This window comes from Arthrobacter sp. TJ-240, from assembly GCF_058269195.1.
The window spans coordinates 172,357-192,827 of sequence record NZ_JBZCNG010000008.1 but is presented as its reverse complement, the minus strand read 5'-3'; the positions used below and the strand labels follow the sequence as shown (position 1 = coordinate 192,827).

The following is a 20,471-nucleotide window of genomic DNA, read 5'->3' as shown; positions in this document are numbered from 1 at the left end:
TGGCGGTGTCGGCGAGATTCGTCCGCCGCCGCACGCCCGGCCGCCCACCAGGGTATCCGCCCGCTCGCCCACCGGGTTGGCCGCCGGGTTGGCTGCCGGGGCGGACCTCGGGGTGTGGTCCGGGGTGGGCGCCGGTCTGGTAGTCGAAGAACTCGTCCTCGAGCAGTGTCCGCAGTTCCTCGGTGGCCACCGCCAGGTCCGCGTCGATGCGGGCTTTCTGCGCGGCGAGGGACAGGATACGGGCGTCGATCCGCTCGCATTCTTCCCGGTACTGCGCATTCGTCCTCATACCCGTTATTCTCCCGCCCGCCACCGACACGATAAGGGCCCCCATATTGCCGCGAGACTATGTGGATAAACCGGTATCACGCCCGATCCGGTAAACGCGATCGATATGTTCTCCGCCATCGGGAAGATGATCAATCCGTCATTGAGTTGTTCCCTTTATTTCATGGCTCTCCGACGTCGACGGGTCTACCGTGGGGCGCAGCGAACAGTCGGGCCGACACCGGACCCGTCAGAGTCCCAGGGGAGACCATGGATCAGCCACGCACGCAGAAGATACGACGAACCGGGACGACGGCCGCCGCGCCCGACCGGCAGAAGTCCCCCGTGGAGCGCTTGGTCGTGCAGCAGGATCAGCATGCCGAGGCGCAGGCAGCCCTGCTGCGGACCTCCTATCGGCTCGGGGCAGCACTCACCGCGACGCCGTACATCAACCAGGTCACCAGCCCGCTCGGCGCGCTCCATGCCCTCTCGATGCTGCGCGCCGGCGCCGGGACCACGACGGCGGACGAGCTGGACACCGTGCTGGGACTCACCGACCACCACCACGAAGCCATGAACGCGCTGCTCGCGAGCGTGCAGCAGTTCGACGGTGATCCCGGGAACGTCGACGAGGAGAACCCGCCCGCCAGACCGCTGCTGCACCTGGCCGACGCCGTCTTCGTCCCGGAGGACGGCGAGACCGGCGAAGCCTTCCTCGACGTCTTGGCACAGCAGTACGGCGCAGGTGTCTACCCGGTGGACTTCGCCGACCCCTCGACGGCGGCCCGCATCGACGACTGGATCTCCCAGGAGACCGGCGGCCGCATCGTGAAGGCCCCACTGGAGCCCGACCCCGACGCCACACTGTCGCTGCTCACCACGGTCTATTTCGCCGCAGCCTGGAAGAAGCCCTTCGACGCCACCTCCACGAGCGACGTCCCCTTCACCCTGGCGAGTGGGGAGACGGTCGACGTCCCGACGATGCACGCCTCGCCCACGGTGCGGCACGCCCGCGGCGCGGGGTGGAGCGGCATCGATCTGCCGTACGGGGACGGGTTCTTCCTGCGGCTCGTCCTGCCCGACGAAGGCGCCGCACCCGTCTGGGACGACCACGAACTCGTCGGCATCGCGGACGCCCTCGATACAGCCGGGCCCGTTCCCGTGATGGTCGCGCTACCCACCTGGGACCACGAGTACACCCAGGACCTGATCGGCCTCCTTCGAACCATGGGACTCGAGGAGACTCTCGGCTCCGATCCCGATTTCAGCGCCATCCGGCCCGGAACCGAGGTCTCCGGCGGCGCGCAGACCGCCAACATCACGGTGGCGGAGAAAGGGACCGTCGCCGCAGCGGTGACGCAGTTCGCGATGCGGATGACAAGCATGCCGATGCTGCCGGATCTCAGCATCTCCCTCGACCGGCCCTTCGGCTACCAGCTGGTCCACGAGGCGACCGGACTCCCGGTCGTCATGGGAACCGTGGCCGATCCGCGCGGCGATCGGTAGCAGCGTCGATACATGGCGGCACGGAGGACGAGGGGACCTAGCGGACGCTCCGCCGCCAGGACCCGGGTCCGGGCGTGGGCCCCAGCCGCAGCAGGGCCCGCCGCACCCAGGACCGACCGTGGTCCGGGGCGTCGTCGGCCACGCCCGCACCCTGGAGGGTGACGACGACGGCGGTGAGGGCTGCGAGCTCCTCGTCGGTCGGACGGCCGGACACCACCGAGAGGACGGCGGGATTGTCGGCGGGATTGTCGGCTGGGCTGTCGGTGGGGTTGCCTGCCGGGTCGCCGCCGGGGATCGCGCCACTCACAGCGGGATGTTCCCGTGCTTCTTGGCGGGGTTCGAGGCCCGCTTGTCCCGCAGGGCGCGCAGCCCGCGGACGATCTGCAGGCGCGTCTCGGACGGGGCGATGACGGCGTCGACGTAGCCGAGCTGGGCCGCCTGGTACGGGTTCAGCAGTTCCTCCTCGTACTGCTGCACGACGTCGGCCCGCGCGGCCTCGACGTCCCCTCCGGCCTCGGCGACGGCCTTGAGCTGCCCGCGGTAGAGGATGTTGACCGCGCCCTGGGCGCCCATGACGCCGATCTGCGCGGTGGGCCAGGCGAGGTTGAGGTCCGCGCCGAGCTTCTTGGAACCCATGACGATGTACGCGCCGCCGTACGCCTTGCGCGTGATGACGGTCAGCTTCGGCACGGTGGCCTCCGCGTAGGCGTAGAGGAGCTTGGCGCCGCGCCGGATGATGCCCTGGAACTCCTGGTCCTTGCCGGGCAGGAACCCGGGCACGTCCACGAGGGTCAGGATGGGGATGTTGAACGCGTCGCAGTGCCGCACGAAGCGCGCAGCCTTCTCGGACGCGTTGATGTCCAGCGTCCCCGCGAACTGCAGGGGCTGGTTGGCCACGATCCCGACGGTGTGCCCCTCCACCCGGGCGTATCCGGTGACCACGTTCGGCGCATACAGGGACTGCAGCTCGAGGAAGTGCCCGTCGTCCACGACGGCCGCGATGACGGCGTGCATGTCGTACGGCTGGTTCGCGGCGTCGGGGATCAGCTCGTCGAGGGCGAGGTCGTCGTCCGTGACCTCGGGCTCCTCCAGGAATGCCGTGAGCGGGGCCTCCGCGAGGTTGTTCGACGGCAGGAAATCGAGGAGTTCGCGCACGAAACCGATGGCGTCGGCCTCGTCGGAGGCGAGATAGGCGGAGGTGCCCGTCGTCGTGTTGTGCTGCCGGGCCCCGCCGAGAGTCTCCATGTCCACGTCCTCGCCGGTGACCGTCTTGATGACGTCCGGGCCCGTGATGAACATGTGGGAGGTCTTGTCCACCATGACCACGAAGTCGGTCAGGGCGGGGGAATAGGCCGCGCCTCCCGCGCACGGACCCATGATGAGGGAGATCTGCGGTACCACACCCGAGGCGTGGACGTTGTTGCGGAAGATGTCCGCGAACATCGCCAGCGACGCGACGCCCTCCTGGATGCGGGCGCCGCCGCCGTCGTTGATGCCGATCACGGGACAGCCGTTGCGCAGCGCGAACTCCTGCACCTTCACGATCTTCTCGCCGTTGACCTGGCTGAGCGACCCGCCGTAGACCGTGAAGTCCTGGCTGTAGATCGCGATGAGCCGGCCGTCCACGGTGGCGTAGCCGGAAACCACGCCGTCGCCCAGCGGCTTCTTCCGCTCCATGCCGAACGCGGTGGAACGGTGCACCGCGAGGGCGTCGAACTCGACGAAGGAGCCCTCGTCCACGAGCAGGTCGATGCGCTCGCGGGCGGTGTTCTTGCCGCGCGCGTGCTGCCTCTCGACCGCCTCGGGACCGGAGGGCTGCTCGGAGAGCGCCTTGCGCCTCTGGAAGTCAGCGAGCTTCCCGGCCGTCGTGGTGAGGTCGGGCTGCAGGTCCTGATGCATGAATACTCCGGTCGGCGGTCGATGGTCGGCGCGTGGAAGGGCGCGCCCCGACGGCTGGAGGTTTCCTCCAACCCGCGGCGCAATTCTTTCAGTCTAGTGAGGATCAGGGGGCCCGCCGTTGTAGGACGTCTACAGTTTCGGTCCCCATCGCTTAGCCGGGCAGGTGATGTTACCCGCGGGTAACATCGGTGCGTCGCGCCGCCGTGGCACCCCGTCCGCTGCTTATGGTGGAGCCATGACTGCACGCAACGAAGCCCAGCTCTCCGACGCGGCGAGGACCGGCCGCTTCACAGGTGCCACGCTGGCCGGACGCACCATCATCATGTCCGGTGGGAGCCGCGGCATCGGACTGGCGATCGCGCTCCGGGCCGCCCGCGACGGCGCGAACGTGGCCCTCATGGCCAAGACCGGCGAGCCGCACCCGAAGCTCGAGGGCACCGTGTACACGGCCGCCGAGCAGATCGAGGCGGCCGGCGGGCGCGCCCTGCCGATCGTCGGCGACGTGCGGAACGACGACGACGTCCGCGCCGCGGTGGACGCCGCGGTGAGCACCTTCGGCGGCATCGACATCGTGGTCAACAACGCCTCCGCGATCGACCTGTCGAAGACGCCCGACGTCGACATGAAGCGCTACGACCTCATGGCGGACATCAACGTCCGCGGCACCTTCATGCTGAGCAAGTTCTCCCTCGACGCGCTGAGCAGGTCCGCGAACCCCCACATCCTCACGCTCTCGCCGCCCCTGAACCTCGCGCCGCGGTGGGCCGGGATGCACCTGGCCTACACAATGGCGAAGTACGGGATGAGCCTGACCACGCTGGGGCTCGCGGAGGAGCTGAAGGACGAGGGCGTGGCCGTGAACTCGCTCTGGCCCGCCACCCTGATCGACACCGCGGCCATCCGCAACATGCCGGGCGGCGGCCGCATGGTCCAGGCGGCCCGCAGCCCCGAGATCGTCGCCGACGCCGCGCACGCCATCCTGGTCCGCGAGGCCGGCAGCTGCACCGGGCACTTCTACACCGACGAGCAGGTATTGCGCGAGGAAGGCATCACCGATCTCACCGGGTACAGCCTCGGAGCGGCCGAGGACCAGCTCGTCCCGGACATCTTCCTCTGACGCCAGGCTCCTGTACCGGGGCCGGCCGTCAGAGGAGGATGTCGGTCCGGAGGGAGGTGCTCCGGATAAGATCGATGCCATGTCCTCCCGCTACTCCAATCTCGAGCGCCCGGGCCTGAACCTCGGCGCGCTGAGGACAGCGCTGTGCATGCCGTCGGGTCCGTTCTCGCGCCTGGACATCGTGCCCCGGACGGGGTCCACGAACACGGACCTCGTGGAGCACGCGCAGCGCGAGGCGGCGGGCTGGCCGGATCTCAGCGTCCTCGGAGCCGAGGTGCAGACCGCGGGCCGGGGGCGGCTCGGCCGCAGCTGGGTGGCCCCCGAGCGGTCCTCGCTCTTCGTGAGCGTGCTCCTGCGGCCCTTCAACCGCCACGGCAGGCCCGTGCCCACCGTCGCCTACTCCTGGTTCTCGCTGCTGGCAGCCCTCGCGCTCGCGGAGAGCATCGAGGAGCGCACCGAGATCGCCCCGCAGCTGAAGTGGCCCAACGACGTCACCGTCGACGGCCGGAAGCTCGCCGGGGTGCTCGCGCAGTTCGTACCCGGCGCCGGTGCCGAGCCGCCCGCCGTCGTCGTCGGGGTGGGACTCAACGTCAGCCTCACAGACGACGAGCTCCCCGTCCCCACGGCCACCAGCCTGCTGCTCGAGTACGCGGGCACCACCGACCGGAACATCCTCCTGAAGTCCTTCCTGCGCTCGTTCGCCGACGCGTACCGCGCCTTCTGCGACGTGGACGGCGACGCCGAGGCCGCATGGGACGGCGGTCCGTCCCTCCACGCGCGGGTGGGCGCCCGCATGGCGACCCTCGGCCAGGACGTCCGGGCCGAACTGCCCGGCGGCGGCCTGCTCAGCGGGCGCGCCCTGGCCCTCGACGCGCAGGGTGCGCTGATCGTGCGCGACGACGACGGCGAACGCCACACCGTCTCGGCGGGCGAGGTCGTGCACCTCCGCCCGCAGGCGTAGCCCGTGCGGATCAAGCTGCTGCCGGGGGAACGGGTCCTCGTCCGCACCCGGCCCAACCCGTTGCCGCTCGTCGGCCCGGTCCTCGCGGGCTTCGTGCTCCTCGGCGTCGGCGGCTTCGGCCTCGGGTACCTGACCGGCAGATCCATCCCGGGCCTCGCCGAGTGGCAGCCGGTGATCGCGATCGCGGCGCTCGCCGCCGTCGCGCTCCTGCTGTTCCGGTTCACGGTCCGGCCCCTCGTCCGCTGGTCCGGCAACCGGTACGTGCTCACGAGCATGCGGCTCATCCACCGGCGCGGCGCCACCCGACGCACCGAACACCAGATCAACCTGTCCGCGATCTCCCAGCTCCAGACCGAGCAGGGCCTCGTGCAGCGCATGGTGCGCAGCGGGACGCTGGTGGTGGACCTCGGCTTCGACCGGGCGCACGCCTACCCGCACGTGCCGCAGGTCGCCACGTTCAAGGAGTACGTGGTGCAGGCGATCGGTGAGCTCCCGCTGACACGCATGTTCGATGGTGTAGACATGGAGATCGACCCGCAATACGCCCACGGCGGGCCACCCGGCGCGCAGGAGCGGGCGCAGCGGGGATGGGCGCAGCAGCAACGGAGAGGCGAGCAGTCGTGACAGGCGAGGACCGCCACGAGTCCGGTCAGCCGGCCGCGACCTCCCCGCACCCCGAGGAGATCATCCCGGACGCGGACAGGATCGACGATGCCGCCGACGCTCCCGCCACCACCTCCCCGAAGGCCGTCTGGCAGCTGCAGTCCGACATGGCAACGGGCGCCGGCGGCCAGGCGTCGTCCGGTCCCTCCGAGCTGGACCGCGAGACCATCCGCCGCCTCGAGCGGGAACTCCTCGGCGCCGAACGCACCCTCAAGCGCCGCGACATCGCCGCCGGCGCGGGCGTGTCCCTCCTGTCCGCGCGGAAGCTGTGGCGTGCCATGGGCTTCCCGAACATCAGCGACGACGACATCGCGTTCACCGAGAAGGACCTCCAGGCGCTCACCACGATCATCGACCTGGTGCGCCAGGAGCAACTCACCGAGGACGCCGCCATCTCGATCACCCGGGCCGTGGGCCAGATGACGGACCGCATGGTGGTCTGGCAGATCGAGGCCATCGTGGAGGAGATGGTGGCGCAGCGCGGACTGACGGACGCGGATGCGCGGAAGACCCTCGTCTCCGAGCTGCCGGACCTCATCGAGCCCCTCGAGAAGACCCTCGTGTACGCGTGGCGCCGGCAGATGAACGCGGCCGTCCAGCGGCTCGCGCTGCGCGCCGAATCGGGCCTGCGTTCCAGCGAGGCGGGACGCGACGGCGACGAGCAGGACGCGCCGCTGCCGCTCGCCCGCGCCGTCGGCTTCGCGGACCTCGTCTCCTACACGAGCCTCTCCCGGCAGATGAACGAGCGCACCCTCGCGCAGCTCGTGCAGCGGTTCGAGAACAAGAGCGCGGAGATCATCTCGGTGGGCGGCGGGCGGCTCGTGAAGACCATCGGCGACGAGGTGCTCTACATCGCGGAATCCCCCGAGGCCGGGGCGGAGATCTCCCTCGCCCTGTCCAAGGCGTTCTCCGAGGACGAGTTCCTCCCCTCGGCCCGCTGCTCGCTCGTGTGGGGCCGCGTGCTGTCCCGGCTCGGTGACATCTACGGGCCCACCGTGAACCTCGCCGCCCGCCTCACGGCGCTCGCCGAACCCGGCGAGGTGCTCGTGGACTCCGGCACGGCCGCGACGCTCACGCAGAACGAGAAGTTCGTCCTCACGCCCCACGAGCCGCGCCAGGTGCGCGGCTTCGGCGAGGTGCGCCCCGTGACCCTGGCCCGGGGGACGGGCACGGGGATCGTCCTCGACTGACCGCGGGGCCTCCCCGCGACGGGAACGCCGGCGTGGGGAGCAGTTCCCGCCGCCCGGCAGTCCCCGCCGCCCGGCAGTCTCCGCGGCCCGGCAGGCATCGACCCGCGGGGCGGTGCCTGCCGGGGGTGGAGGAACCCCGCAGGGCAGAATGGGGAGATGATCGACGAGCTCACCGCATCCTGTGACCAAGGGCGCCCGGCGTCCGGGACCCATCTGCACGTCCGCGTCGAGGGCGGGGGACTGCGGGCCTCCGACCGCAGCGTCCTGGTGGTGCGACCGTGACCGGTCGACCCGTGCCCTCCACCGCGCCCCGCGACGTCCGCGTCACCTATGGCTTCGCGACCGACCGGGGACTGCGCAGGGAACTCAACGAGGACTCCCTGGTAGCGTCCGAGCCCATCTTCGCGGTGGCCGACGGCATGGGCGGCCATGAGGCGGGGGAGATCGCCAGCGGTATCTGCGTCCGCACGCTGGGGGACAGCCCGATCATCGGCCGCCACCTGCCCGAGTTCTCGGCGGCGGACCTCGAGGAACTCATCGAGGACGCCGACCGCGAGATCCGCCGGCAGGCCGGCGGCCAGGCCGGGACGACGCTCAGCGGCGTGGTCCTCGTACAGGAGGCCGGGGTCCCCTCCTGGCTGTTCTTCAACGTGGGGGACTCCCGGACCTATCGCCTCAGCCAGGGGCAGTTCGGGCAGATCTCGGTGGACCACTCCGAGGTTCAGGAACTCGTGGATATCGGCACCATCTCGCCGGAGGAGGCCCGCACGCACCCGCGCCGGCACGTGGTCACGCGCGCGCTCGGCACGGGCGACGACGCCGAGGCCGATTTCTGGCTCCTGCCCGTCGAGGAGGGCGACCGCATCCTCATCTGCTCGGATGGCCTCAGCGGCGAGGTCACCGACGATGACATCTACACCGTCCTGAGCACGGTGCGGGACCCGCAGCAGGCCTGCGAGGAACTCGTCGAGGCGACCCTCCGCTCCGGCGCGCGTGACAACGTGACCCTGATCATCGTCGACGCAGCCGGAGTGGCCGACGACGCGGTGCGGCAGACTACGGCACCGCGCGGCGGCACCTTCGCGGCGGATACCGGCCACGCCGTCGAGACCGGCACCCATCCGGCACCGCCCGGTGGTGCCTCCTCCGGTGGTGCCTCCTCCGACGGCCCGACGTCCGACGGCGGACCGATGCCCGCGGGAGCCCACGCGGTCCGACTGACGGACCCCGCGGACGGACCGTCGGGACGGCAGCCCGCGGGGGTCAGCCATGACTGAGGACCGGCGCGCAGCGCTGACCTACGCGTACACCTCCGGCGACTGGACGGTGCTCGTGCGCGGGGGGATCCTCGCCGCGTTTCCCGCCCGATCCGCTCGAACCACCGTCGGCGCGGTCTGGGACGCGATGGTCGACGACGCCGGGATCGTCCCGCTCCTGCCCCTCGTGAGCGGCGGAGCCGGAGTGGACCCGGCAGCCATGGCGCCGTTCGCCCTCGCCTCGACCGCAGGGGGCCTGCACGTGATCCTGCGGGGTCCGGTGACCCTCACGGTCACCGTCGCCACCGGGTCGGCCACCTACTCGGGGGAGCGGGCGCCCAAGTGGGCCGAACACCTCCTCGATGACGACTTCTCCTCCTTCACGCTGACCTGCGGACCGGCAGCGGGCTCGGAACCGTCGCTGCCCCTGGTCGGAGGCGTCGTCCTCGCAGGCTCGATCACAGCGACCCCGGCCGGTTCCGACCCCGGTGCCGGGAGGCCGACGCATGCTGCCGTTGATGCCGATGCGCCGGCCGGTGCTGCCGCTGACGGCGGCGCGCAGCGGGCGGGCACGGCGGGCCCCGACCGGCCGCACACCGCATCCCTGCCCGCGGTGCCCCTCGCGGAGCCCGGAACCCTCGGCGCCATGGATCCCGAGCTCGAAGCCGAGCCTTCACCTGCCGTCGGCGAGCACCCCGACCTGCCGCCGGCACACGCTGCAGCCGATCCCGCGGATGATGACGCCGCCACCGGTCCGGCCCTCGTCCTGACAAGTGTCCCGGCCGATGTCGCCGATCCCTCCGTGGCGTCGGCCGTGGAGCCGATCGCCCCGGAGACGTCGCCCGCAGATACCGAACCGCAGGAGGACGGCGGAGCCGCTCACGGCCGAAGCACCGAATGATCGGATCATGGCGAGCCTCCGCAGGGCGCTGGAGAAGAACCCGGGCGACGTCGTTTTGAGGCGGCACCGGCGGCACCGGCGGCTGCGCAGGATGCCCCGGGGACGTCGTGCGGCGGCGAGAACCGTGGGTCACCGGTGCCGCGCTGCGTCGCCCCTGGCACCCCGGTATGCCGGTGGCCGGTGTCAGGGCCTTAGGGCAAGATAAGGAAAGTGACCACAGGAACCGAAGACGCAGCCCAGACCGCCGGATCCGCCGAGCGTCAGCCGCCGGGGGACGAGCTCCGGGCGGAGTACGCGCAGCTCGCCGAGGAGATCCGGGCGCACCGCACCGCGTACTACCAGGACGCCGCCCCCACCATCTCCGACGCGGAGTTCGACGCGCTCTTCCGGAGGCTCGAGGAGCTGGAGGCGCTGCACCCGGAGATCGTCGCGAACGACTCGCCCACGCAGGAGGTAGGCGGGGAGGTGTCCGCCGCCTTCGCCCCCGTGAACCACCTCGCCCGCATGTACAGCCTCGAGGACGTCTTCTCCCTCGACGAGCTGAAGGCCTGGCTGGACCGGGCGTCCGCCGGTGTCGAGCAGCGCAGCCCCGGCGCGGCGATCGCCTGGCTGACGGAACTCAAGATCGACGGCCTCGCCGTGAACCTGCTGTACCGCGACGGCGAACTGGTCCGCGCCGCCACGCGGGGTGATGGCGTGACGGGGGAGGACATCACGCACAACGTCCTCACCATCGCCTCCATCCCGCGGCACCTCGCGGGCAGCGACCATCCCGAGGAGGTGGAGATCCGCGGTGAGGTCTTCTTCCCCACCAGGGAGTTCGCGCAGCTCAACGAGCGGATGGTCGCCGCCGGCAAGGCACCGTTCGCCAACCCGAGGAACGCCGCCGCCGGTTCGCTGCGGCAGAAGGACCCGGCCATGACGGCCGAGCGTCCCCTCGACATGTACGTGCACGGCATCGGCGCGCGCACCGGGCTGGCCGCCGAGACGCAGTCCGAGACCTACGAGCTCCTCAAGGCCTGGGGGCTCCCCACCTCGCCCTACTACAAAGTGCTCGCCACGCAGGACGAGGTCATCGACTTCATCGGGCACTACGGCGAACACCGCCACGACCTGCTGCACGAGATCGACGGCATCGTGGTGAAGGTGGACAGCTTCGCGCTGCAGCGGGCGCTCGGCCACACGTCCCGCGTGCCGCGCTGGTCCGTGGCGTACAAGTACCCGCCCGAGGAAGTGAACACGAAGCTGCTCGACATCCTCGTGAACGTGGGCCGCACCGGCCGTGTCACGCCGTACGGCCTGATGGAACCCGTGAAGGTGGCCGGGTCGACCGTCGGCATGGCCACGCTCCACAACCAGGAGGTCGTGAAGGCCAAGGGCGTGATGATCGGCGACATCGTGGTGCTGCGGAAAGCCGGCGACGTCATCCCCGAGATCGTGGGACCGGTCATGGCCCTGCGCGACCCCGCGAAGGTCCGCGAGTTCGTCATGCCCACCGAGTGCCCGTCCTGCGGCACCCCGCTGCAGCCGGCGAAGGAGGGCGACGTCGACATCCGCTGCCCCAACGCCCGCTCCTGCCCCTCGCAGCTGCGCGAGCGCGTGTTCCACCTCGCCGGCCGGGGCGCATTCGACATCGAGGCGCTCGGCTGGGAGGCGGCGATCGCCCTGACCCAGCCCGCCGAACCCGCGGTGCCGCCGATCACCACCGAGGCCGAGATCTTCGAACTCACGCCGGAGAAGCTGGCCGACGTCCGGATCGAGCGGGACAAGAAGGTCAAGGGCGTGGTGACGGGACGCGAGCTGGTGCCCTATTTCTACTCGAAGGGCACCGCCAAGAAGCCGTCCGAGCCGAGCGCCACCACCCGCAAGCTCTTCACCGAGCTGGAGAAGGCGAAGAAGCAGCCGCTGTGGCGCGTCCTCGTCGCCCTGTCCATCCGGCACGTCGGCCCCACCGCGTCGCGTGCCCTCGCCACCGCGTTCGGCTCCATGGACCGCATCCGTGCCGCGAGCGAGGAGGAGCTCGCGCACGTCGACGGCGTGGGCCCTACCATCGCCGTCGCGCTCAGGGAGTGGTTCGCGGAGGACTGGCACCGGGAGATCGTGGACCGGTGGGCGGCGGCGGGCGTGCGCATGGAGGACGAGGCGGACGAGAGCACCCCGCGCACCCTCGAGGGCCTCACCATCGTGGTCACCGGATCCCTCGAGCGCTACAACCGCGACGAGGCGAAGGAAGCCATCATCACGCGCGGCGGCAAGGCCTCGGGATCGGTGTCGAAGAACACGAGCTACCTGGTGGCCGGCGAGAACGCGGGCACCAAGCTCGAGAAGGCCGAGGCGCTCGGCATCCCCGTGCTGGACGAGGACGGCTTCACGGCCCTGCTCGCGAACGGACCGGCCGCGGCGGACGGCGAACCGGACGGTGAGGGACCGGCCGCGGCGGACGGCGAACCGGGCGGAGTCCTAGCCGGGGACCCGAGCGAGGACGCCGAGGAACTGGAGGCCGGAGCCGGCGGATCGGCCGCCGGGAACACCGCATGAGTCCCGCGGCCTCGCCGGGCGCACTCCTGCACGTGGCCCGGCACGCCGCGGCTGCCGGCGCCGAGGTGCTCTCACGCAGGGACCCGTCGGCGCTCAAGGCGACCAGCAAGAGCTCGGACAGCGACTGGGTGACGGCGTACGACCTCGCCGCCGAGCGGGCGGTGCGCTCCGTGATCGGGGACTCCCGCCCGCACGACATCATCACCGGCGAGGAGCTCGGCACCACGGTGCCCTCCGGCAGGCACGACGGCGTCCGCATCCGCTGGTCGATCGACCCCCTCGACGGCACCACCAACTTCATCCGCGGCATCGTCTACTACGGCACGTCGGTCGCCGCTGCCGACGAGAACGGCACCTGGCTCGCCGGCGCCGTGCATGCCCCCGCCCTCGGCCGCGTCTACTGGGCGTCCCGCGGCGGCGGCGCCTGGCTCAGCGACCGGACCAGGGTGCGCCGCCTCGCCGGACCGGGCGCCGAGCGCGGGCGGCTGCTCGCCACGGGCTTCTCGTACGACGCCGCGACCCGGGCCGCGCAGGTCGGGGACCTCGGCGCGCTCCTGCACGGGTTCGGCGACATCCGCCGCCTCGGCTCGGCCGCCCTCGACCTGTGCCTGGTGGCCGACGGCACCCTCGACGCCTTCGCCGAGCGCGGCCTCAACGAACACGACATCGCGGCCGGCGCCCTCATCGCCGAGGAGGCGGGCGTCGTCGTCGTCCGGCCTCCGCTGCGGTCCGTGCTCGACGGCGGCCCCACCGAGGCCGAGCGACTCGCCGCGGTCACGCTCGCCGGACCTGCCGACCTCATCCGATCCCTCACCGATCCGCCGCCCACCGAGAGGCACCCATGACCACTCCGTCCTGGCAGAAGGTCCTGTCCACGCTCGCGGGAGAGCGCTCGCGGGAGCTGTATGCGCGGGCCGTCCTCGGGCAACCGCTCGAGGCGTCGCCCCGGGAGGTGCAGCGCCTCGTCGACGCCGGGCTGCTGACACCGGAGCTCACCGTCGCGGGCGGGCTGTTCAGGGAGGTGCTCGCAGCCGCCGGACCGGGCACGCCGAAGGGCGTGGACCGGTTCTTCAGGGACGGGCGGATCGACGGCCTACCGCGCGCCGGGCAGGACCGCACCGCCCTGCTGGCGCACCTCGCCGAGCGGCTGCTCCCGGCGGACGAGGAGATCAGCGAACCGGAGGTCAACCGGCTGCTCGCCACCGTCACCCGCGACATCCCCACCCTGCGGCGCGCGCTCGTCGACCACGGTTTCATGGAGCGCTACCCGGACGGCACCGGCTACCGGCGGGTCGGGACGTCCTGAGACTCGCCGGTAGCAGCGTTCACCTCGGCAGCCTGATACCCAGTCTGGCGATCCGGCGGTAGATGGTGGCACGGCTGATGCCGAGCTCCGCGGCCGCCGCGGCGACGGTCACCCCCGGCCGAGCCAGGCTGCGAACGATCTCGTCGCGCTCCATCGACTCGATCCTGCCCAGATGCAGCCCGGGTCCGCCCAGGAGGCGGGCGGGCAGGTGCTGGATGTCGATGGTCTCCGCACGGACCGCGGCGTCATGGACCACGGTGAAGAGCTCGTCCACGTTGTCGGGCCAGTCGTGCGCCCGCAGTGCCTTCTCGGCGGCGTGCGTGAAGTCGATCTCGCGCAGCCGGGTCTGCCGGGCGGCGTACCGTGCCAGGTGCAGGACGTCGTCGCCCCGGTCACGAAGTGCGGGGACCGGGATCACGGTGTCGATCGACCCGGCCAGCGGATGCGGCACGGCCTCCAGCTCGGTGGCGGTCACGGCCCATGCGAGGGTGCGGGCCGTCCCGCCCGCCGACGACGGAAGCGTCCGGAGCGCGCGCGTGACGTGGCCCTGCAGCTCCTGCGCGGCCCACGCGGGCAGCAGATCGGCGTTCTCGACGATGACCGCGGTGTCCGGTTTGGCGAGTTCCGGGGTCCACAGCGACAGCCAGGCGTCGACGTCCTCGGGCGCGGGCGCTGCGGCGGACAGGATTCGGGTGCCCGGACGCGCCTGGCGGAGCGCCTGCGCGAGGAGGGTCACCCGCCCCGAGCCGTGCTCGCCGATCGCGGCGACGACCCGCCCGGCGTCGAGAGCGCGGGCCGCGGCGTCGAGCGCGACCGTCCATGCCGCCGACAGGGTCCGCAGCGTCCCGGCTGCCGGTTCGAGCCCGCCCCGCTGCAGGCGGAACACGCCGCCGCCTTTCCGACCCGGCCGCTGACTGCGCCCCAGGGATCGCGCCAGCATCAGCGCCGCCGTATTCCCGGCGGCCGACTGCGCCAGGGCGAGCAGCAGTGCGGGGGAGGACCTCGACCACGTGGTGATGTTCACGCTCCCCTCGAGGGCCCCGCTCACAGGATCGAAGACCGGGACCGCGGCACACGTGTAGGTCCGGAGGCTCGCGCTGTAGTGGTCCTCCGCGCGGACCAGGGCAGGAGCCCGGTCGGCGAGCGCCAATCCCATCCCGTTGGTCCCGGCGTCACGCTCGGAGTAGGTGAAGCCGGGCGCCAGATGCACCCGGTCGAGCGAGCGCAGGAGGCCCGGACTGCCGCTCAGCCGGTCGAGCAGCAGTCCGTCGGCGTCGGTGAGCATGAGGCTGATCGGCTCGTCCGCCAATGTGCGGTGCAGGGCGGTGAGCACTTCCTGTCCGCAGGAGGAGTAGAGCGAGTCCGCCTGCACGGTACCGGCCCAGGTGGGGTCCACCATGTCCGCCGAAACCCCGTACTCCTCGCTGCGCTGCCAGGACGCGACGAGGCGCTTGGCAGCGACGACCACCCGGCCGCTGCCGGGGCCGGCCCCCGCTGGAATGATCCCGCCATCCCGAGTCGGCACCACTGCCGCCCTCCTCGTTCGCTGGGTCGAGGCTGAGTCCACGCGCGGGCGTCTCAAACTGAGACACGCGCCACGTGGTGGAAGCCATCTTCGCACCTAGTCTCGGTCCTGTCGCGACTACGGCAGTCACGAGAAGGAGATCAGAGATGTACAGCAAAGACGGCGAGAACTACTTCATCGTGGACGCGCACATAGCCCTCTGGGACGCCCGTCCGGAGAACCAGCGCAACATCCACGGCAAGCAGTTCATCGACTGCTTCTACGACTACCACCGCAACCTCTCCCCGGAATCGGAGCAGTGGACCTACGACGAGTACCTCTACCAGGGCGGCGAACGCCTCATGAAGGACCTGTTCACGGACGGGTACGTGGACCACGCCATCTTCCAGCCGGCGTACCTCGGCGAGTTCTACCACCGGGGGTTCGGGCAGACGGAGGAGGCCTACGGCCTGGCCGCGGCGAACCCGGACAAGCTGACGTACAACCACTGCTTCGACCCCCGGCAGGGCGAGGCGGGGCTGGACCAGCTGCGCGCGGATCACGAGAGGATGGGCTTCCAGGGCGTCAAGCTGTACACGGCCGAGTGGCACGGGGACTCCCGCGGCTACAAGCTCTCCGACCCCTGGACGTACCGGTACTTCGAGGAGTGCCGCAAGCTCGGTATCAGGAACATCCACGTCCACAAGGGCCCGACCATCCGGCCCCTCGACCGCGATGCCTTCGACGTGTCCGACGTCGACCATGCGGCCTCCGACTTCACGGACCTGAACTTCGTCGTCGAGCACGTGGGGCTGCCCCGGCTGGAGGACTTCTGCTGGATCGCCACCCAGGAACCCAACGTCCACGGCGGGCTGGCGGTGGCGATGCCCTTTATGCACAGCCGCCCACGGTACTTCGCGCAGATCATCGGCGAGCTCATCTACTGGATCGGGGAGGACCGTATCCAGTTCTCCAGCGACTACGCACTGTGGACGCCGCGGTGGCTCGTGGAACGGTTCGTCGACTTCCAGATCCCTGAGGACATGACCGAGTACGCGCAGCTCACCACCGGACAGAAGAAGAAGATCCTCGGCCTCAACGCGGCAAAGATGTACGGCATCCCGGTGCCGGCCGAGCTGCAGATCCCCGACGCCGGAGAGACGGCCACCGGCCCTCGGCAGCCGGAACGGGCCGATCTCGCGAGCGCCCGATGACCACAGCACACCTCGATGCACACCTCGATGCGCACCTCGAAGCGGGGTCGCCGACGCGCCTGGTCACCGACGACGCCGTCCGTCGAAGCCTGCACGCCGTTCTCGACCCCGAGCTCGACGAGCCCATCACCGAACTCGGGTTCGTCCGGTCCATCCTCGTGGCACCTGGTGCCGTCGACGGCGATACCGCGCATACCGCGGGTGGCACGGGCGCCACGGTGGAGGTCCACCTGCGCCTCCCCACGTCCTTCTGCTCACCCAACTTCGCGTACCTGATGGCATCCGACAGCAAGGACGCCATCTCAGCGATCCCCGGTGTGGGGAGGGTGATCGTCGAACTGGACGACCACCACGACTCCGGCCTGATCAATGCGGGACTCGCCGCCGACGCCGGCTACCGCGGCACCTTCCGCCACGAGGCCGAGGACAGCCTCGACGAGCTGCGCGGCACCTTCCGCCGCAAGGCCCACACGGCCGCCATGGAGCGGTGCCTCACGGCCCTGCTGCGCGCCGACCGGGATCTGCCCGAGGAAGCGCTCGGCCACGTCCGTCTCCGCGACCTCCCGGCCGGTCGCGAGAAGGACGCGCTGCTGCGACGCCGTTCCGCACTCGGGCTGTCCGAGGACGACGACGTGCCCGTCCTGGTGGACGCCGAGGGCCGCACGTATCCCGCGGAGGCCGTCCCCCTGGCCCTGAGGCGTGCCCGTTCGACGCGCATCTCGATCGATGGCAACGCGCACTTCTGCCGCGGACTCCTCCGCACCCGCTACGAAGGCTCCGGCACGGACCAGGCCTTCCGGCCCGAGGGCTCGGAACCCGCGGACCAGCACGGACTACTGAACCTCACAGTCAAGGAACCCCACCCATGAGCACAATGCGCGCCGTCCAGGTGGTCGGCTACCACGAGGCCCTCAAGATGGCCGAGGTGCCGATGCCGAGTGCCACCGGCCCGTTCGACGTCGTCGTCAGGATCGGCGGGGCCGGCGTGTGCCGCACCGATCTCCACATCCTCGAGGGGCAGTGGGCGGAGAAGTCCCAGGTCCACCTGCCCTACACGATCGGCCACGAGAATGCCGGTTGGGTGCACGCCGTCGGCGGCGCCGTCACGAACGTCGCCCCGGGGGACAAGGTCATCCTCCACCCGCTCATCACGTGCGGCCTCTGCCGTGCCTGCCGGTCAGGCGACGACGTGCACTGCGAGGAGAGCCAGTTCCCCGGCATCGACACCAACGGGGGCTACGCCGAGTACCTCCTCACCACCGCGCGCTCCGTCGTCCGGATCGACGACTCACTGGAGCCGGCCGACGTCGCCGCGCTCGCCGACGCCGGCCTCACCGCGTACCACGCTGCCGCGAAGGCCGCGAAGCGGCTGACGGCACGCGACACCTGCGTGGTCATCGGGGCCGGCGGGCTCGGGCACATCGGTATCCAGGTCCTGAGGGCGCTCACCCCCGCCCGGCTCGTCGTCGTCGACCGCAATGCGGCAGCCCTCGACCTGGCCCGGGACATCGGGGCGCACGTGGGCGTCCTGGCGGACGGCAACCAGGTGGAGCAGGTCCTCGCCCTCACCGACGGGAAGGGTGCGGAGGCACTCGTGGACTTCGTGGGGGAGGGCGGCGCCACCGCCCAGGGGATCGCGATGCTGCGCCGGGCGGGCGACTACTACGTGGTCGGCTACGGCGAGAACATCGACGTGCCGACGATCGACATCGTCTCGGCCGAGATCAACATCATCGGCAATCTCGTGGGCTCCTACAACGATCTGCAGGACCTCATGGCGCTCGCCGCCCGCGGCGCCGTCACCCTGCACACGCAGAAGTACGCGCTCGACGACTTCCAGCAGGCCATCAGCGACCTGGATGCGGGCAGGGTGAGGGGCAGGGCCATCCTCGTACCCTGACCGGAACCATCAGCGAGACCAGCCATCGACACAGCCAGCGACACCGACGTCCAGGAGGTTCCCATGCACGCCAACAGACCTATCCGCTCGGTCATCAGCCCGGGCCGGTACGCTCAGGGTCCGGGAGCCATCTCCCGGCTCGGGGAGTACCTCGCACCCATCGGAAGCACACCGCTGATCGTCGCCGACGACGTCGTGTGGGGTTTCGTCGGACACGACGTGACGACGTCCCTGAAGGCGGCGGGGCTCCCGGTCACACGCGAGGCGTTCGGCGGCGTGCCGTCGGCGAAGGAGATCGACCGCCTCGTCGGCGTCATCGCGACCACGAAGGCCGACGTCGCCGTCGCGGTGGGCGGCGGCAGCACCATCGACGCCGTCAAGGCCTCCGGCTTCCTGTCGGGCATCCGGTGGGTGACCGTGCCCACGGTCGCGTCGACGGACGCGCCGACGTCGGCCCTCGCCGTCGTCTACACCGAGGACGGGGCCTTCGAGGAGTACCGCTTCTTCCCGCGCAACCCCGACCTCGTCCTCGTCGACTCGCAGATCATCGCCAACGCCCCGGCAGCCTTTCTCGCCGCCGGGGTGGGCGATGCGCTGGCGACCTGGCTCGAGGCACGGGCCACGGCGGCGTCGGGTTCGCAGACCATGGCGGGCGGATTGCCGACCCTCACCGGGACGGCCCTGGCGAGGCTGAGTTGGGACGTGCTGTGGGACAACGCGCTGCCGGCCCTCGACGCGGTCCGCGACCGGCTCGTGACGCCAGCCCTCGAGAAGGTCATCGAGGCCAACACCTTGCTCTCGGGCCTCGGTTTCGAATCCGGTGGCCTCGCGGCGGCGCACGCCATCCACAACGGGCTGACCACCGCCCCGCAGACCCACGGGCTGGCACACGGCCAGAAAGTGAACATCGGCTCCCTGACCCAGCTCGTCCTCGAGGGCGCCCCGACCAGCGACATCCGGGACTTCGTGGAGTTCACCACGCGGGTCGGTCTCCCCACCACGCTCACCGAGGTGGGGCTCACGGCGGAGGACACCGAGGAGCTCGAACTGGTCGCGGCCGCAGCGACCGTACCGGGGGAGACCATTCACGCCATGCCGTTCGAGGTCCGGGCCGCCGACGTGGTCTCGGCGCTCGCCTCGATCGAACGGTTCTCCCGGCGCATCAGGGAGGAGGCAGGCCTCCCCGGGCCGACGCCGTACAAAGCCGCCCACTGACCACGCGCCGATCCCGGGCCGGTTCGTCGCGCAGGGGTGACGGACCGGCCCTCCGCGCGAGAGAATCATGGGGAGGATGCGGGGGTGCCGGGATCCCGGCCCCGGCCGGCCCGGACCAGCCGGAGAAGGAGGCGCCGTGACGTCGGACAGGAACCCCGGGACGGGCACCGACCGGCCCGGCCGGAGGCCCGCGCGGCTGCTCCCCGGCCCGGCGCGCCTGCTCGTGGGCGTGGCAGTCGGCGTCTTCGCCGCCTCGCTCGGCTTCGTGCTCCTCTATACGACATCGCTCCCGCCGGCCCTCTGCCTCCTGATCGCGTTCGTGCTCGGTGGGGCGCAGCTCTACGCCCTGCGCGGCAACCTGTTCCGTGGTGGGCGGGGCGCCCCCGACGTCTGATCACCGGTCCGCTGCGTGGCAAAATGGGCCGGTGACCACGAACGCCCTCTCCGACTCCCGCACCGTCATCCGGCCCATCCAGCCCGAGGACTACGATGCCGTCCGCCGCATCACGCGCGGCGCCTACCTCGAGGCCGGCTACTTCGCCGACGAGGCGCACCCCTACATGGCGGTGCTGGCCGACATCGAGCACCGCGCCGAGCACGCCGAGGTCTGGGTGGCCGAGCGCGACGGCGTCGTGGTCGGATCGGTCGCCCTGACCTTCGCCGGCCAGCGGTACACGGACATCGCCGTCGAGGGTGAGCTCGAGTTCCGCATGCTCGCGGTGGATCCGGCCGTGCAGCGCGGCGGCGTGGGCCGGGCCATGGTGGAGCGCATCATCGAGCACGCCCGCACCCTGCCCGGCATCGACGCCGTCAGCCTGACGAGCGGATCGGACATGGTCCGTGCGCACCGCCTCTACGAATCGATGGGCTTCGTCCGCGTCCCCGAGCGCGACTGGGAGGTCCCGAACGAGGACATCCTGCTCTGGGTCTTCCGCCTGCCGCTCTGACGGGAGGCACCGGCCGGGTGCCCCCGCCGTCGGGCCCGCCCGATGCCGGGCGCCTCCCGAGCCGCCACTAGACTGGAGGCAGACACC

At 71.1% G+C, this 20,471-nt stretch carries 21 protein-coding genes; 17 read left to right on the top strand and 4 right to left on the bottom strand.

Going from position 1 to position 20,471, the window contains the following annotated elements:
• A partial coding sequence (locus AC4D2C_RS17570; RefSeq protein WP_490916088.1) for a hypothetical protein occupies positions 1-289 on the bottom strand: 289 nt, incomplete at its 3' end.
• Positions 290-537: 248 nt separating this feature from the next.
• On the opposite strand from AC4D2C_RS17570, the gene AC4D2C_RS17565 reads away from it, so the two are divergent.
• Positions 538-1,773 (top strand): serpin family protein, encoded by a 1,236-nt coding sequence (locus AC4D2C_RS17565; RefSeq protein WP_490916087.1) that lies wholly within the window; start codon positions 538-540, stop codon positions 1,771-1,773.
• Positions 1,774-1,810: 37 nt separating this feature from the next.
• Here AC4D2C_RS17565 and AC4D2C_RS17560 read toward each other — a convergent pair whose 3' ends face one another.
• Positions 1,811-2,080 (bottom strand): acyl-CoA carboxylase subunit epsilon, encoded by a 270-nt coding sequence (locus tag AC4D2C_RS17560; RefSeq protein WP_490916086.1) that lies wholly within the window; start codon positions 2,078-2,080, stop codon positions 1,811-1,813.
• A complete protein-coding gene (locus AC4D2C_RS17555; protein ID WP_490916102.1) occupies positions 2,077-3,660 on the bottom strand; it encodes an acyl-CoA carboxylase subunit beta in 1,584 nt (527 codons plus the stop codon). Before AC4D2C_RS17555 ends, AC4D2C_RS17560 begins: the two co-directional genes overlap by 4 nt.
• 247 nt (positions 3,661-3,907) lie before the next feature.
• Here AC4D2C_RS17555 and AC4D2C_RS17550 point away from each other — a divergent pair, with 247 nt between their 5' ends.
• From AC4D2C_RS17550 to AC4D2C_RS17505, 10 genes are all read left to right on the top strand, one after another.
• Positions 3,908-4,789 carry an SDR family oxidoreductase gene (locus AC4D2C_RS17550; RefSeq protein ID WP_490916085.1) on the top strand — a complete coding sequence of 294 codons (882 nt, stop codon included), beginning with the start codon at positions 3,908-3,910 and terminating at the stop codon, positions 4,787-4,789.
• Between the two features lie 79 nt (positions 4,790-4,868).
• The gene (locus tag AC4D2C_RS17545; protein ID WP_490916084.1) at positions 4,869-5,750 is read left to right on the top strand and encodes a biotin--[acetyl-CoA-carboxylase] ligase; all 882 of its coding nucleotides are present in this window, start codon (positions 4,869-4,871) and stop codon (positions 5,748-5,750) included.
• Positions 5,751-5,753: 3 nt separating this feature from the next.
• Complete coding sequence (locus tag AC4D2C_RS17540) at positions 5,754-6,374, top strand: PH domain-containing protein (RefSeq protein ID WP_490916083.1); 621 nt, start codon at positions 5,754-5,756, stop codon at positions 6,372-6,374.
• A gap of 146 nt (positions 6,375-6,520) precedes the next feature.
• Positions 6,521-7,603: an adenylate/guanylate cyclase domain-containing protein gene (locus tag AC4D2C_RS17535; protein ID WP_490916101.1), complete on the top strand. Its 1,083-nt coding sequence runs from the start codon at positions 6,521-6,523 to the stop codon at positions 7,601-7,603.
• A 156-nt stretch (positions 7,604-7,759) separates the two neighbouring features.
• Positions 7,760-7,885 (top strand): hypothetical protein, encoded by a 126-nt coding sequence (locus AC4D2C_RS17530; protein WP_490908321.1) that lies wholly within the window; start codon positions 7,760-7,762, stop codon positions 7,883-7,885.
• Positions 7,882-8,880, top strand: coding sequence for a PP2C family protein-serine/threonine phosphatase (locus AC4D2C_RS17525; protein ID WP_490916082.1), 999 nt, complete (start codon positions 7,882-7,884; stop codon positions 8,878-8,880). Before AC4D2C_RS17530 ends, AC4D2C_RS17525 begins: the two co-directional genes overlap by 4 nt.
• Positions 8,873-9,760: a hypothetical protein gene (locus AC4D2C_RS17520; protein ID WP_490916081.1), complete on the top strand. Its 888-nt coding sequence runs from the start codon at positions 8,873-8,875 to the stop codon at positions 9,758-9,760. The genes AC4D2C_RS17525 and AC4D2C_RS17520 overlap by 8 nt, the downstream gene beginning before the upstream one ends.
• Before the next feature lie 210 nt (positions 9,761-9,970).
• The gene (gene ligA / locus AC4D2C_RS17515) at positions 9,971-12,298 is read left to right on the top strand and encodes an NAD-dependent DNA ligase LigA (RefSeq protein ID WP_490916080.1); all 2,328 of its coding nucleotides are present in this window, start codon (positions 9,971-9,973) and stop codon (positions 12,296-12,298) included.
• Positions 12,295-13,143, top strand: a complete 849-nt coding sequence (locus AC4D2C_RS17510; RefSeq protein ID WP_490916079.1) for an inositol monophosphatase family protein — start codon at positions 12,295-12,297, stop codon at positions 13,141-13,143. The genes ligA and AC4D2C_RS17510 overlap by 4 nt, the downstream gene beginning before the upstream one ends.
• Positions 13,140-13,604, top strand: coding sequence for a DUF2087 domain-containing protein (locus tag AC4D2C_RS17505; protein ID WP_490916078.1), 465 nt, complete (start codon positions 13,140-13,142; stop codon positions 13,602-13,604). Before AC4D2C_RS17510 ends, AC4D2C_RS17505 begins: the two co-directional genes overlap by 4 nt.
• Before the next feature lie 19 nt (positions 13,605-13,623).
• Here the strand turns inward: AC4D2C_RS17505 and AC4D2C_RS17500 are convergent, their stop codons facing one another.
• Positions 13,624-15,129, bottom strand: a complete 1,506-nt coding sequence (locus AC4D2C_RS17500; RefSeq protein WP_490916077.1) for an AAA-type ATPase lid domain-containing protein — start codon at positions 15,127-15,129, stop codon at positions 13,624-13,626.
• 146 nt (positions 15,130-15,275) lie between these two features.
• Here AC4D2C_RS17500 and AC4D2C_RS17495 point away from each other — a divergent pair, with 146 nt between their 5' ends.
• The 6 genes from AC4D2C_RS17495 to AC4D2C_RS17470 all read left to right on the top strand — a co-directional run bounded on the left by AC4D2C_RS17495 (position 15,276) and on the right by AC4D2C_RS17470 (position 20,384).
• Positions 15,276-16,322: an amidohydrolase family protein gene (locus tag AC4D2C_RS17495; protein WP_490908314.1), complete on the top strand. Its 1,047-nt coding sequence runs from the start codon at positions 15,276-15,278 to the stop codon at positions 16,320-16,322.
• Positions 16,319-17,191, top strand: coding sequence for a metal-sulfur cluster biosynthetic enzyme (locus tag AC4D2C_RS17490; protein ID WP_490916076.1), 873 nt, complete (start codon positions 16,319-16,321; stop codon positions 17,189-17,191). The genes AC4D2C_RS17495 and AC4D2C_RS17490 overlap by 4 nt, the downstream gene beginning before the upstream one ends.
• Positions 17,188-18,222: an NAD(P)-dependent alcohol dehydrogenase gene (locus AC4D2C_RS17485; protein ID WP_490916075.1), complete on the top strand. Its 1,035-nt coding sequence runs from the start codon at positions 17,188-17,190 to the stop codon at positions 18,220-18,222. Before AC4D2C_RS17490 ends, AC4D2C_RS17485 begins: the two co-directional genes overlap by 4 nt.
• Before the next feature lie 63 nt (positions 18,223-18,285).
• Positions 18,286-19,437, top strand: coding sequence for a glycerol dehydrogenase (locus AC4D2C_RS17480; RefSeq protein WP_490916074.1), 1,152 nt, complete (start codon positions 18,286-18,288; stop codon positions 19,435-19,437).
• Positions 19,438-19,573: 136 nt separating this feature from the next.
• Positions 19,574-19,831, top strand: coding sequence for a hypothetical protein (locus AC4D2C_RS17475; protein ID WP_490916073.1), 258 nt, complete (start codon positions 19,574-19,576; stop codon positions 19,829-19,831).
• 31 nt (positions 19,832-19,862) lie between these two features.
• Positions 19,863-20,384, top strand: coding sequence for a GNAT family N-acetyltransferase (locus AC4D2C_RS17470; RefSeq protein ID WP_490916072.1), 522 nt, complete (start codon positions 19,863-19,865; stop codon positions 20,382-20,384).
• Positions 20,385-20,471 lie beyond the last annotated feature (87 nt).

What these genes read in the sequence shown, in the direction of transcription:
- AC4D2C_RS17565 (WP_490916087.1), top strand. Translation starts at nt 538, where the DNA reads ATGGATCAGCCACGCACGCAGAAGATACGACGAACCGGGACGACGGCC.
- AC4D2C_RS17550 (WP_490916085.1), top strand. Translation starts at nt 3,908, where the DNA reads ATGACTGCACGCAACGAAGCCCAGCTCTCCGACGCGGCGAGGACCGGC.
- AC4D2C_RS17545 (WP_490916084.1), top strand. Translation starts at nt 4,869, where the DNA reads ATGTCCTCCCGCTACTCCAATCTCGAGCGCCCGGGCCTGAACCTCGGC.
- AC4D2C_RS17535 (WP_490916101.1), top strand. Translation starts at nt 6,521, where the DNA reads ATGGCAACGGGCGCCGGCGGCCAGGCGTCGTCCGGTCCCTCCGAGCTG.
- AC4D2C_RS17530 (WP_490908321.1), top strand. Translation starts at nt 7,760, where the DNA reads ATGATCGACGAGCTCACCGCATCCTGTGACCAAGGGCGCCCGGCGTCC.
- AC4D2C_RS17520 (WP_490916081.1), top strand. Translation starts at nt 8,873, where the DNA reads ATGACTGAGGACCGGCGCGCAGCGCTGACCTACGCGTACACCTCCGGC.
- AC4D2C_RS17510 (WP_490916079.1), top strand. Translation starts at nt 12,295, where the DNA reads ATGAGTCCCGCGGCCTCGCCGGGCGCACTCCTGCACGTGGCCCGGCAC.
- AC4D2C_RS17505 (WP_490916078.1), top strand. Translation starts at nt 13,140, where the DNA reads ATGACCACTCCGTCCTGGCAGAAGGTCCTGTCCACGCTCGCGGGAGAG.
- AC4D2C_RS17495 (WP_490908314.1), top strand. Translation starts at nt 15,276, where the DNA reads ATGTACAGCAAAGACGGCGAGAACTACTTCATCGTGGACGCGCACATA.
- AC4D2C_RS17490 (WP_490916076.1), top strand. Translation starts at nt 16,319, where the DNA reads ATGACCACAGCACACCTCGATGCACACCTCGATGCGCACCTCGAAGCG.
- AC4D2C_RS17485 (WP_490916075.1), top strand. Translation starts at nt 17,188, where the DNA reads ATGAGCACAATGCGCGCCGTCCAGGTGGTCGGCTACCACGAGGCCCTC.
- AC4D2C_RS17480 (WP_490916074.1), top strand. Translation starts at nt 18,286, where the DNA reads ATGCACGCCAACAGACCTATCCGCTCGGTCATCAGCCCGGGCCGGTAC.